9 protein-coding genes are annotated in these 12,559 nt (G+C 64.3%); all 9 read left to right on the top strand.

The annotated features are described in order from the left end of the window. Positions 1-20: 20 nt before the first annotated feature. The 9 genes from fliG to OU694_RS01695 are packed head-to-tail and all read left to right on the top strand — an operon-like array spanning position 21 to position 12,520. Positions 21-1,037: a flagellar motor switch protein FliG gene (gene fliG, locus OU694_RS01735; protein WP_308909286.1), complete on the top strand. Its 1,017-nt coding sequence runs from the start codon at positions 21-23 to the stop codon at positions 1,035-1,037. A 36-nt stretch (positions 1,038-1,073) separates the two neighbouring features. After that, entirely contained in the window at positions 1,074-1,727 is a 654-nt protein-coding gene (locus OU694_RS01730) for a FliH/SctL family protein (RefSeq protein ID WP_308909285.1), read from the top strand. A 17-nt stretch (positions 1,728-1,744) separates the two neighbouring features. After that, entirely contained in the window at positions 1,745-2,086 is a 342-nt protein-coding gene (gene fliN, locus OU694_RS01725; RefSeq protein WP_308909284.1) for a flagellar motor switch protein FliN, read from the top strand. 55 nt (positions 2,087-2,141) lie between these two features. Next, entirely contained in the window at positions 2,142-2,906 is a 765-nt protein-coding gene (locus tag OU694_RS01720) for a motility protein A (RefSeq protein ID WP_308909283.1), read from the top strand. Positions 2,907-2,950: 44 nt separating this feature from the next. Then, positions 2,951-4,339 carry a sigma-54-dependent transcriptional regulator FlbD gene (gene flbD / locus OU694_RS01715; RefSeq protein WP_308909282.1) on the top strand — a complete coding sequence of 463 codons (1,389 nt, stop codon included), beginning with the start codon at positions 2,951-2,953 and terminating at the stop codon, positions 4,337-4,339. Positions 4,340-4,370: 31 nt separating this feature from the next. Continuing rightward, positions 4,371-6,476: a flagellar biosynthesis protein FlhA gene (flhA, locus tag OU694_RS01710; RefSeq protein WP_308909281.1), complete on the top strand. Its 2,106-nt coding sequence runs from the start codon at positions 4,371-4,373 to the stop codon at positions 6,474-6,476. 36 nt (positions 6,477-6,512) lie between these two features. Next, the gene (locus tag OU694_RS01705; RefSeq protein WP_308909280.1) at positions 6,513-7,526 is read left to right on the top strand and encodes a flagellar biosynthesis protein FlhF; all 1,014 of its coding nucleotides are present in this window, start codon (positions 6,513-6,515) and stop codon (positions 7,524-7,526) included. A 5-nt stretch (positions 7,527-7,531) separates the two neighbouring features. Continuing rightward, positions 7,532-8,308, top strand: a complete 777-nt coding sequence (locus tag OU694_RS01700) for a MinD/ParA family protein (RefSeq protein WP_308909279.1) — start codon at positions 7,532-7,534, stop codon at positions 8,306-8,308. Positions 8,309-8,350: 42 nt separating this feature from the next. Then, positions 8,351-12,520: a hypothetical protein gene (locus OU694_RS01695; RefSeq protein ID WP_308909278.1), complete on the top strand. Its 4,170-nt coding sequence runs from the start codon at positions 8,351-8,353 to the stop codon at positions 12,518-12,520. Positions 12,521-12,559: the final 39 nt, after the last annotated feature.

Here is a 12,559-nt window from a genome sequence, read left to right as displayed (position 1 = left end):
GCGACAGAGGGGCTATCACCATGAGCGTGCATAACGATCTGAGCAAGATGTCCGGACCGCAGAAGGCCGCCGCCTTCATGCTGGCGATCGGGGACGATCACGGCCGGGCGATCTGGACAAGCCTCAGCGAGGACGAGATCAAGGAGCTTTCCCAGCATATGGCGATGCTCGGTTCGGTTTCCGCGCAGGCCGTTGAGAACCTTTTCGTTGAATTCGCCTCGCAGGTCTCCTCCGTCGGCAATCTGAACGGTTCGTTCGACAGCACCGAACGGCTTCTGGGCAAGATGTTGCCGGGTGACCGTGTCGCCCAGATCATGGACGAGATCCGCGGCCCCGCCGGCCGCACCATGTGGGACAAGCTCGGCAACGTGAACGAGATGGTGCTGGCGTCCTACCTGAAAAACGAATATCCGCAGACGGTTGCCGTGGTGCTGCAGAAGATCAAGCCGGAGCATGCCGCCCGCGTTCTCGCGGTACTGCCAGAGGACTTCTCCATGGAAGTCGTGATGCGCATGCTGCGCATGGAAGCGGTGCAGAAGGACATTCTCGACAAGGTCGAACAGACGCTCCGCATCGAATTCATGAACAATCTGGCGCGCACCAGCCGCCGCGACAGTCACGAAACGATTGCCGAGATTTTCAACTATCTGGACCGTTCGGCCGAGGCACGCTTCCTCGCCGCCCTTGAAGACCGCAACCGCGACAGCGCCGAACGCATCCGCGCGCTGATGTTCACGTTCGAGGATCTGGCCAAGCTCGACCCGAGCGGCGTGCAGACGCTTCTGAGGAACGTCGACAAGGACAAGCTGGCGCTGGCCATGAAAGGCGCGTCGGATACGCTGCGCGATCTCTTCTTCTCCAACATGTCGGAACGCGCGGCCAAGATCCTGCGCGAAGACATGGAGGCAATGGGCCCCGTGCGCCTGCGCGATGTGGACGAGGCCCAGATGGAAATGGTCAACAAGGCGAAGGAGCTTGCCGAAGCTGGCGAAATTCTTCTGTCGGACAACAAGGGCGAAGACGAACTCGTCTATTAAGGCAGGGTTGGCGCAAAGGAACCATAGTCAGGCAATATGGCAGAACCGGTCAAATTCACCTTCGAGCAGTCTTTCGACGGCGGTGCGCGTACCAAGTACGACCGTGAGGTTGCCGCCCTGCGGGCTGAGATCGATGCCGCACGCGCGGCCGCCCATGCGGAAGGCGTGGACGCTGGTCGTGCGCAGGCCTTCGGTGAAATCGAAGCCGCAACCCGGCAGGTCCTGGCCGAGCTTTCGGCCAATGTGAACGACCTGCTGCAGCGCCACGCAACCGTCGAGGCCGAACTGCAGAAAGAGATGGCTGCCCTCGCCCAGCTGATCGCCGCACGGCTGGTGCCGGCGCTGATCGCGCGGTATCCGACGGTCGAGGTCGAAGCCCTGATCGCCGAATGCCTGCAAACCGTGCGCAAGGAGCCGCGTATCGTGGTACGGGTATCCGAAGGCCTTGCCGAAGCCGTGGACGCACGGATCGAGACCATCAAATCGTCGCTCGCCTACGCAGGCGAGCTTGTCCTGATCGCGGAACCCGAAATGGGCGCGCTTGATTGTCATGTCGAATGGCATGACGGCGGCGTGGAGCGATCGGAGGCTGAAATTCAGGCAGAGATCGATGCCGCTGTCCGGCGGTTCGTCATGCTGCTCGATGAAAGAAACAACGAAGCCGACGGCGGCGAAGACGCCGGGCTTTGACGGGGAAGGATGATTGAATGGCAAGTGACACCGACGATATGGGCCTGCAGGATCTGGCGTCATCGAGCGCCGCGCCTGAACTCGCCAAGAAGGAAGAAGGCCAGGTTCGCTCCGCGCAGGAGCTGGAACCGGTGTTCGACGTACCGGTGCGCGTGCAGGCGGTGCTTGGCAAATCGACGCTTGAGGTCAGCCAGCTTCTCAAGCTCGCCCCCGGCGCCGTGGTCGAACTGGACCGCAAGGTCGGCGAGGCCATCGACATTTATGTGAACAACCGGCTGGTTGCCCGGGGGGAAGTGGTTCTCGTGGAGGACCATCTGGGCGTGACCATGACCGAAATCATCAAGCTCGACGGCAACTGAGCCGGACGGGCACGAAGACGCGCAGGCAGAAGGCAGCAAGGGGGCAAGCGGGCGTATGAGCACAGTGATCGGGATGATTCTGGCCTTCGCGCTGGTGATCGGGGCAATCCTCCTTGGAGGGTCGCCGCTGCCGTTCATCAATGTGGAAAGCATTCTCATCGTGGTGCTTGGCACCATTGCCGTGACGGCAATCAGCTTTCCGCTGAATGAGATGCTGACCATCCCGTACCATGTTTTCACGCTTCTGCGGCATGGCCAGCGGGACCCGGCGGCGGAAGCCGTGAAGGTGCTGCGGCTGGCGGTGGAAGCCCGGAAGGACAATGATGTGCTGGCGGTCGAACGCATGTTGCCACGGGTGAAAGACACACCTTTCCTCGCAAAGGCGCTGCAACTGGTGGCCGACGCCACACCGGTGGAGGAGATCGAGCAGATCATGCGCCGCGAGGCGGGCACAACATCGGCCCGGCACATGCGGGCGGTGGATTTCCTGCGCCGCGCGGGCGACGTGGCCCCCGCAATGGGGCTGATCGGCACGCTCATCGGCCTAGTGCGGATGCTTGGCAACCTCGACAACCCGGCCGAGATCGGCCCGTCGATGGCGGTGGCACTGCTGACGACACTTTACGGCGCCGTGCTCGCGCACCTTGTTTTCATCCCGCTGGCGGCAAAGACCGAGCATTGCACCACCGAGGAGGCGCTCGTGAACAATCTTTATGCCATCGGGGCAACCTCGATGCGGCGGCAGGAAAACCCCCGCCGGCTCGAAATGCTTCTGAACACCATTCTGCCGCCCGCCAAGCGGGTGGTGTTCTTCAAATAAGGGATGCGCGCTTGCTGCTGCGCACCCGCTGACGGAGAGAAACGATGCGACTGTTGATCGTGGGCACTTTGAATGGCCAACTCGGCGCGGCGAGCCAGATCGCCATGTCGCGCGGGGCCCATGTGACCAATGCCCCGGATGTGGAAACTGCACTGAGCATCCTGCGCACCAAGGGCGCCGACCTCCTGATGGTCGAGGTCACGATGGATATCCCGACCTTCGTGCCGCGCCTCCGGGCCGAGCATTTCTCCATCCCCGTTGTTGCCTGCGGCATCAATACCGACCCGAAGACTGCAGCGGCTGCCATCCGTGGCGGCGCCAAGGAATATATCCCCCTGCCCCCGGACGCCGAGCTGATTGCCGCCGTCCTTGAAGCTGTGGCCGAAGACAACCAGACCTTCATCTTCCGCGATCCGGCGATGAAAGCGGCGGCCGCCTTGGCCGAGCAGGTAGCGCCTTCCGAAGCCTCGATCCTGATCACCGGCGACAGCGGTACTGGCAAGGAAATGATGGCGCGCTTCATCCATCAGAAAAGCCGCCGGGCCAACAAGGCCTTCGTCGCGGTGAACTGCGCCGCCATCCCGGAAAATCTTCTGGAATCCGAGCTGTTCGGGCACGAAAAGGGCGCCTTCACCGGGGCCGTTGCCCGCCGGATCGGCAAGTTCGAGGAAGCGGACGGCGGCACGCTCCTCCTTGACGAGATTTCGGAAATGGACGTTCGCCTGCAGGCCAAGCTCCTGCGCGCCATCCAGGAACGCCAGATCGACCGTGTGGGCGGTGGCAAACCGGTGAATGTGGATATCCGCATCATCGCCACATCGAACCGCAACCTGCAGGAATATGTGAAATCCGGCAATTTCCGCGAGGATCTGTTCTTCCGCCTGAACGTGGTCAATATCCGCGTGCCGAGCCTGAAGGACCGCCCCGGCGACATCAAGGTGCTCGCCGACTTCTTTGCCGAGAAATATGCGACCGTGAACCATATGCCGAAGCGCAAGCTCTCGGAGGAAGCCCTGAAGGTGCTTCTGGCCCACAACTGGCCGGGTAACGTGCGGGAGCTGGAAAACACCCTGCACCGCGCCGTGCTTCTGGCCACGGGTGACGAAATCAGCACCGCCGCCATCCTTCTGCCCGACGCCAGCGGCAACCTTGCGATGTCCGGCATGACCAACACGCAGGCCCCGGATGCGTCAGTGGATGACGCCGGCGGCGACGGCCGGGCAGCGGACAATGCCTCGCTCGTCGGCCGCACGGTCGCGGAGGTCGAGCGCGACCTCATCATCGACACGCTGAAACACTGCCTCGGCAACCGGACGCATGCGGCCAATATCCTCGGGATTTCGATCCGCACGCTCCGGAACAAGCTCAACCAGTATCAGTCCGAAGGCGTGAATGTTCCCCAGCCGGGCGATAACCAGCGCATGCCGATCTGAAGCACGGCATGATGCAAGGACCTGAGACAGAATGAGCGATACAGCCACCGACAAGACCGGAGGCAACACGGCGCTGGGCGGCCTGATAGCCGGGCTCAAGAGCTCCGACGTTGCCTTTGCGCTTGGCTTCATCGCCATTCTCCTTGTCCTCATCATGCCGGTGCCGGCCTTCCTGCTGGATATCATGCTGGCCATGAGCGTCACTTTCTCGGTGATGATCCTCATGACCGCCCTGTTCATCCAGAAGCCGCTGCAATTTTCGAGCTTCCCGACCGTCCTTCTGGTCGCCACCATGCTCCGGCTATCGCTGAACCTTGCTTCCACGCGCCTCATTCTCGCGAAGGGCCATGAAGGGACAGACGCCGCCGGCAAGGTGATCGAGGCCTTCGGCACCTTCCTGATGAGCGGGCAGATCGTCATTGGTGTCATCGTTTTCGCGATCCTTGTGATCGTGAACTTCATGGTCATCACCAAGGGTTCGGGGCGTATCGCCGAAGTGGCAGCGCGCTTCAGCCTCGATGCCATGCCCGGCAAGCAGATGGCGATTGACGCCGATATGTCGGCCGGTCTCATCGATGAAGGCGAAGCCCGCCGCCGCCGTAAGGAACTGGAGGACGAAAGCGCCTTCTTCGGCTCGATGGACGGTGCGTCCAAGTTCGTGCGCGGGGATGCCATCGCCGGCCTCCTGATCACCTTCATCAACATCATCGGCGGCATCATCATCGGGGTGGTGATCAACGACCTGCCTTTCGTTGAAGCCATCAATGTCTATACGATCCTGACGGTGGGTGACGGCCTCGTTTCACAGATTCCGGCCCTGATCGTTTCGACTGCCGCCGGCATGCTTGTCACCAAGGCGGGGGTCACCGGACAGACCGACAAGGCCATGTTCGGCCAGCTCGCCGGGTATCCGCGCGCCGTTGGCGTATCGTCCGCACTTCTGACCGCCATGGCTTTCATGCCCGGTATCCCCTTCCTGCCTTTCGCCCTGATGGGCGGGGCGCTTGGCTACACCGCCTATGCGCTGGCCCGGAAGGAAAACCAGAAGGTTGTCGATGAAGTGCAAGCCAAGCAGGCGGAGTCCCAGCGCGCCACGCCGGTCGAAGAGCCGATCAGCTCGGCGCTTGCCATCGACCAGCTGCGGCTGGAACTTGGCTATGGGCTCCTCACGCTCATCAACGATGCCTCGGGCTTCCGGCTGACCGACCAGATCAAGGCGCTGCGCCGTCAGCTGGCGAGCGAAATGGGCTTCGTGATGCCATCTGTGCGCATCCTCGACAACATGCAGCTGCCACCGAACACCTATGTGATCCGGGTGAAGGAAACCGAGGTCGGTCGCGGAGACGTGCGCCCCGGCATGTTCCTGGTGATGGACCCCCAAGGACGCCCCGTGCAATTGCCGGGTGAAGCGACGGTCGAGCCCGCTTTCGGGCTGCCTGCCATGTGGATCGATGCCGGCACCAAGGAAGAAGCCGCCTTCCGGGGCTATACGGTCGTCGATGCCGCAACGGTGGTGACGACGCACCTGACCGAGCTGATCAAGGACAACATGCCGGATCTCCTTTCCTACGCGGAGACCCAGAAGCTGCTCGCCGACCTGCCGACCGAGCATTCCAAGCTTGTCATGGATATCGTGCCGAACCAGATCACGGCCTCCGGCATCCAGCGCATCCTGCAAGCGCTTCTGTCCGAGCGCGTTTCGATCCGCGACCTGCCGACGATCCTCGAAGGTATCGCCGAAGCCACCGGCTTCACCAAGAATATCGTCTCGATCACCGAGCATGTCCGCATGCGCCTCGCCCGTCAGCTCTGCTTCGTGAACCAGACGCCTGATGGCCTTGTGCCGCTTGTTACCCTGTCGCCCGAATGGGAGCATGCCTTTGCCGATAGCCTTGTGGGGCCGGGCGAGGAAAAGCAGCTCGCCATGGCGCCGTCGAAGCTTTCGGAATTCATCAATTCGGTACGCATGACTTATGACCAGCACGCCGATCGCGGCGAAAGCCCGGTACTGCTGACGAGCCCGCTGGTGCGCCCCTATGTGCGCTCGATCATCGAGCGCTTCCGCCCGGCAACAGTGGTGATGAGCCAGAACGAGATACACCCCCAGGCCAAGATACGTACCCTGGGCCAGATCTGAATATGTTGAGTTTGAACGCAGGAATGACCCGGCTTTATGCGCCTTAAGACCTTTCATGCCAAGACGATGAGCGCCGTGATGGATCAGGTGCGGGCCGAGATGGGCCCGGACGCCATCATCATTTCCATCGAGGAAGGCAAGGGCGTCGGCGGCGTGCGCGTAACGGCCGCCCTTGAAGCCGGCGCGACCCCGCCGCCGCCGCCAAGAGCGCCGGACACCGAACAGACGCCGCTGGCGTTCGAGATATCGCATCCGATCCCGAAAATGCGGGAGTTCGACTCTGCGGATATCAGCGCCATCCTCAATCACCATGGCTTGCCGTTCGAGACAGCCAGTCATCTTGGCGAAGCCGCCCGCGCGACCGATGCCGCGAGCCTCGCCGAGGCCTTTTCGACCGCGCTTGAAACCTCGATCCGCTTCAGCCCGCTCACCGACCGCACCAGCCGCCCGGTGATGCTGGTGGGCCCGCCGGGCGCCGGCAAAACGGTCTGCACCGCCAAACTCACTGCCGATGCCGTGCTGCACGAGCGCCGCACGCGGGTGATTTCCACCGATACGGTGAAGGCCGGCGGCGTACAGCAGCTTGATCACTTTGCTTCGCTGATGAAACAGACGGTTTCAACCGCCGACAGCCCCGGCGAGCTGGCGGCCCTTGTGAACGGCCGGGCAGGCGCCGACATCACGCTGATCGACACGCCCGGCACCAACCCCTTTGACATGGCCGAACTGGAAGAGCTTCTGAAGTTCATCCGCGCAGTGGATGCAGAGCCCGTACTGGTGCTGCCAGCCGGGCTTGATCCGCTTGACGCGCAGGAAATCGCCGGTGTTTTCTCCAAGATGGGCTGCCAGCGTTTCATCGCCACAAGGCTCGATGCCGCAAGGCGTTATGCCAGCGTCATCATGGCGGCACGGCCGGGTTTCCTCAGTCTCGCCGCCATCAGCCGCAGTCCCTATATCGCAGATGGCCTCGAACCTGCATCCCCGATGACGCTGGCGCGCCTCATCACGGCCCTGCCGTCGCGCCGCAAAGAAGCCCCGAACCGGAAATGACACCCATGAGTGACCAACCGACCCCATTGTCGCCCCTTGAACACAAGCTGATTGCCGTTGCCTCCGGCAAGGGCGGTGTGGGCAAGACCTTCTTTTCGGTGACGCTGGCGCAGGCTTTGGCACGCGCCGGGCGCAAGGTGCTGCTGTTCGATGGTGATATCGGCCTCGCCAACGTCGATATCCAGCTTGGCCTGATGCCGAAACGCGATCTGGGGCAAGTGATTGCGGGCGACGCAACCCTCAAGGACGTGATCATCCCCTACCGCGAGCAGGATGGCTCGGGCTTTGACGTGCTACCCGGCAAGTCGGGCTCCGGGGCGCTCGGCAACCTTAACCGCGACACGCTGATCGGCATCCGCAAGGGGCTCGTGGCGCTTGCGGCCGACTATGATCATGTGATCCTTGATCTCGCCGCAGGGATCGATCCCGCCGTCACGCTTCTCAGCTTCCGCGCCGGAATCCTGCTTGTCGTGATGACCGCCGACCCAACATCATTGACCGACGCCTATGCCTTCGTAAAGGTCACCCATATGCGTGACCCCAAAGCCGATATCCGCATCGTCGTGAACAATGTGGCAAACAAGCGCGAAGGCGAACGTGCCTACGAGGCCATCAAGCGGGCCGCAGAAGGATTTTTGAAGATTTCACCGCCACTTGCCGGTATCATCAGGCAGGATAGCAAGATTGTGGACGCCATCCGGTCGCAGGTGCCGCTGTTTACGCGCCACCCGCAGTCCGATGCTGCAGGCGATGTGAAGACGCTGGCCGCCGGCCTGTTCTGATCCCCGCCAAAAGGCCCGGAGCGCCCACCTAGGGAAGCGGAAATGGCCGAGATCACCGGTCCGCCGCCGCCGAAAGGCACCCCGGCGGTCAGCCGGGGACCAGAGCGGGTGCCAGCAGCCTCGCGCGACCGGCAACAGACCGGCGCCGAGACGCGGCATGAGGACAGAAGGGAGCAGCGCACCGACACGTCCGAGCTGGAAGCTTTGCGGGCGCGTGATCCTGCTGTTTCCATCGCTGCCGCCACCGCCCATGTTGCCGTCGGCGACAATCTCAAGGCCCCGGTCTCAAGCATTGACCGCGAAGGCCGCCCGATCATCGTCACTGAAAACGCCACCTTCGCCCTAAGGCCCGATGCCGGGCTGAAGCCGGGCGATGATGTGACCCTGCAGGTGCGCGAAACCGGCCATCAGGTGATGGCTGACCTCACCGAACGCAATGGCCGCGATGTGGATCCGCCCGTCCGTTTGCAGCTCATTGTGATTGCCCTCCACAGTTCGACAACCACACCTTCAAAACCCGATGCCCCGGCAGTCTCCCCGCTGCCCCATGAACCGCCGACAAGTGCAAGCTTCTACCGCCGTCCGCTGCCGACCCTTTCGCCGCTGCCGCCGACGGAAGAGGCACCGACGACGGATACTGCCCTGCCCCCGCTGCGCGACCCCCGCGCCCCAAACCCCAGTGCGGCCCGGCAGGCCTATGCCGCTGCAGTTTTTGCCCCGCCCCCGGCTTTCGCCGGCAACAGCGACAAGGCACCGCCGCCACCGCCGTGGCGCCCGGGTGAAAAGCCGAGCTTCACAGTGACCGAACTGCCCGGCGACAACCGGCCGGTGATCGACACTGGCAAAAGCCTGTGGGCGCTTGACCCACCCGCTGGTCTGCGACCCGGCGACAGCGCAACGCTCGAGATCACGAAGCTGTCGCCAACGCCCGAAGCACTGCTGACCGAACGGCGCGGCGAACAGCTCAACCCGCCGATCGTCATCCGGCTGGAACGCGTGACACCAGCAGCATCGGCCGAAGCTGCGCCGCCGCCCGCAGCGGCACCCGCGCAAGCCGCAACCGCGAGCTTCCGCCAGGATACCCGCACCCCGCCCGAACCCCTGCCATGGAAGCCGGGCGACAGGCCGGGCGTGACGATCACCGCAGTCGCCGGTGAGGCCCGCCCGGTCATAGACACCGGCAAAAGCCTGTGGGCGCTTGACCCGCCAGCCGGACTGCGCCCCGGCGACAGCGCCACGCTTGATATCACCCGCCTGACGCCAGCGCCGGAAGCCTTGCTGACCGAACGGCGGGGCGAGCCGGTCACGCCGCCTGTCATCATCAGGTTTGAACGCATCGGGGCGTCGCCCGCTGCAATCGAACCGCCAGTGGTCGCACAGGCCGCCGCCGTGCCGCCACCACCCTTCCGCGAAGGTGAAACCCGGCAGGTGGCGCTGACTGCACACCCGGCGAGCACGCAACCGGTGATCCGCATCGGGCGGGAGCTTTATGCAGTCACTGCCGACCGGCCGCTCAAATCCGGCACACTTGCGACCATCGAGTTTGCGGCACCGAAAAATCCGGCCGAAGCCCGGATCACATTCCTCGATGGCAGGCGCCTCACCCCGCCCGGCGTGATGACGCTGAACTGGATGCCGCCCGCAGGCATCCCGAGGGCCAATCCAGCGCCGGCGATGCCACCCCCACAAGCGGCACAGCCGGAAACCGTGACACGCGCAGGAGCTTCTGCCCCGCCACCACCGCCGACCGTGCCCTCCCCGCCCTTTCGGGAAGGCGAAATCCGGCAGGTGGACCTTGTGGCCGGCCCCGTGCCAGATCGCGCCTTTGTGGAAGCTGCCGGCAAACGCTATCTGGTCGACCCCGCCGCGGGACTGAGACCCGGTGAGGCCGCAACCTTTGAAATCGTCCGGGCAGGCGTTACACCCGAAGCTCGCGTCACGGCCCGGCAAGGCGAGCCCGTTGACCCGCCCGAGCGGGTGAAGTTGCACGGTGTTGAAGCCCGTCTTTCGGACATCGGGGAGGCGGATATAATTCCCGCCGCTTCTGCCTCTCCAGCAACACCTGTTGCCGCAGAGAAGCGCTGGCAGGTCGATGAAGCCCGTGCCGCCCGTGTCGAATGGGCGACCGCATCCGAGGCTCAGGTCACGATTGATGCCAAAAGCTACCGCCTCCGCCCGAGCGCAGACCTGCAGCGCGGCGACGTGGCCACCCTGCGCCTCAAGACAGACGGCCCGGTGCTTGAAGCATGGCTGACCGAACGCCGGGGCGAAACCCTGCAGGTACCGCTGAATGTGCAGCTGGCCCCGCCGGAGCGGGTATCCGAACCCTTGATCCCCGCCCACACGGGGCCGGCCTACCGCCAGCTCTACCAGCAGGCAGCCGAAAAGCTGACACCGGACCTTGTCGCTGCCCACACCGCGCAGATCCTGCCGCCGCTCGCCGATGCGGACAAAGCCGCCATCGCCGATCTTGTCGCCGCCCAGCAAAGGAAGCTGCCGCCACTGGCGCAGGCTTACCTGAAGCAGATCAGCCTTGCCCCGGCCCTGCAGGGAAGCAAACAGCCGACCGGACCCGGCGCGATGCTCCCTTATCCGCCCGCCAGTGCTGCGCCGCTTTCGGGCGAGAATTCTGCCCTGCCGGGCCTGCGTCCAACCATCGTTGGCCTCGCCTCATTGACGGCGGCGCTTACCCAGCCAGTCTCGAGCGCCAGCGCCAAGCCCATCGCCGCCCTTGATGGCAGCGGCATCGCTGTCACCATCACTCCGATCAAGGCACTGACCGGCGGCATTCCGGCGGCCGAGGTGACCATGGTGCGCGGTGTGCGGCCCATCACCCCGCAGGAGGCCGCAAACCTGCCCGCCTTGCCGGCCCTCGCGGGTGCTGCCACGCCGCTTGCCTGGCTTGAAACCTCGCGCGGCCGCTTCGCCATGCCCGCAGACGCGGCATCAAGCCTGATCGGGGAACAGGTGCGGCTGCAAACGGGTGTGGGTCAGGCGAACACCACTACACCGGCTGTCGCGGTGCCGACACCCGCAGCCCCGAGCATACCAAAACCCGACACCTGGATGACGCCGCCAGCTGCCGCCAATGTGCCGCCTTTCGTGGCGGGAAAGCCCCGCCATGCGGCGGTGCTGCAGCAGCCGGATGGCCGTCAGGTCGCCAATCTTCAGGTCAGCTTCCTGCGAGCGGAGGAAGCAGGCATCGATCCCGCCCGCAAGGACAGGGTGCCCGGCCCTGTGGCTGCCGGCGGCGCCGTTGTGGTGAACACCGTGCAGACGCTTCGGGCCTATCCCGCAACCGGCGGCAACCGTGCCGAAATCGCCGTGAATACTGCATGGGGGCAGTTCACGGTCAGCCTGCCTGCAGATGCCCGGCCGACGGTGGGCAGCGCCCTCTATGTGCATCCGGCGCAGGCTGCGGGCTTGCGTTCCACTGAGGCCGCACCCGCGCAAGCCTCGGTCCTGCCGCCGCTCCGGGGCGATGTCGCTCTGCCGCCACTTGAGGGTTTCCCGGCATTGCCACCCGCCGCCACCGGCACCACATGGGCCGGGCTTGAGGCCGCCTCTGCGCTCACGGCATCCAGCTTCGCCGGTAGCGCCCTTTCTGTCGCCTCTGCGAGTGGCGATCTTGCGAGCAGAGCGGCCACTGGCGGCAAGCTGACGAACGCGCTTCTCTTCCTGTTGCAGGCTGCCGGCCGTGGTCATCCTGATGGCTGGCTTGGCAGCGGCACCGTGGCAAATCTCGAGAAGCGCGATGCCGGGCTGCTTGATCTCCTGCGCCGGGAAACCGGCCGGGCGCTGGCGCTTGCCGCCGATGGTAGCCAGGAATGGCGTGCTGTCCAGATCCCCTTCGATATCCGCCCGAACGATGCGCCGCTCCTTTACATGATGTTCCGGCACGAAGAGCCGCGTCATGACCCGCGCGGTGGCGGCGGCGAACAGGGAGAGGACAAGGAGGGCGCAGACCGCTTCCTGATCGAGGTGAATTTCTCGAAGATTGGCACGGTCCAGCTGGATGGCCGTGTGGCCGGACGGCGGTTCGATCTTGTTCTTCGCACACCGGCCGCCTTGCCTGCAGCACTCGCCCCCGAGCTTGCCACCCTGTTCGACTCGGCGCTTGCCGCCAATGGCTTCACAGGCCGCTTCGCGGTACAGGACGGCACTCCCTTGCCTGTGGATGTTCAGGCCGCTGTGGCAGGCCGCCTCGCCTGAGGTGCAGCTCCCCGGACAATTCACTTGACCGGATGCTTT

The sequence above is a fragment of the Pseudokordiimonas caeni genome, from assembly GCF_026719705.1.
GTDB lineage: Bacteria > Pseudomonadota > Alphaproteobacteria > Sphingomonadales > Kordiimonadaceae > Gimibacter > Gimibacter caeni.
The sequence above is the reverse complement of the archived record's forward strand: the minus strand, read 5'-3'. Positions and strand labels throughout refer to the sequence as shown.

What these genes read in the sequence shown, in the direction of transcription:
- fliG (WP_308909286.1), top strand. Translation starts at nt 21, where the DNA reads ATGAGCGTGCATAACGATCTGAGCAAGATGTCCGGACCGCAGAAGGCC.
- OU694_RS01730 (WP_308909285.1), top strand. Translation starts at nt 1,074, where the DNA reads ATGGCAGAACCGGTCAAATTCACCTTCGAGCAGTCTTTCGACGGCGGT.
- fliN (WP_308909284.1), top strand. Translation starts at nt 1,745, where the DNA reads ATGGCAAGTGACACCGACGATATGGGCCTGCAGGATCTGGCGTCATCG.
- OU694_RS01720 (WP_308909283.1), top strand. Translation starts at nt 2,142, where the DNA reads ATGAGCACAGTGATCGGGATGATTCTGGCCTTCGCGCTGGTGATCGGG.
- flbD (WP_308909282.1), top strand. Translation starts at nt 2,951, where the DNA reads ATGCGACTGTTGATCGTGGGCACTTTGAATGGCCAACTCGGCGCGGCG.
- flhA (WP_308909281.1), top strand. Translation starts at nt 4,371, where the DNA reads ATGAGCGATACAGCCACCGACAAGACCGGAGGCAACACGGCGCTGGGC.
- OU694_RS01705 (WP_308909280.1), top strand. Translation starts at nt 6,513, where the DNA reads ATGCGCCTTAAGACCTTTCATGCCAAGACGATGAGCGCCGTGATGGAT.
- OU694_RS01700 (WP_308909279.1), top strand. Translation starts at nt 7,532, where the DNA reads ATGAGTGACCAACCGACCCCATTGTCGCCCCTTGAACACAAGCTGATT.
- OU694_RS01695 (WP_308909278.1), top strand. Translation starts at nt 8,351, where the DNA reads ATGGCCGAGATCACCGGTCCGCCGCCGCCGAAAGGCACCCCGGCGGTC.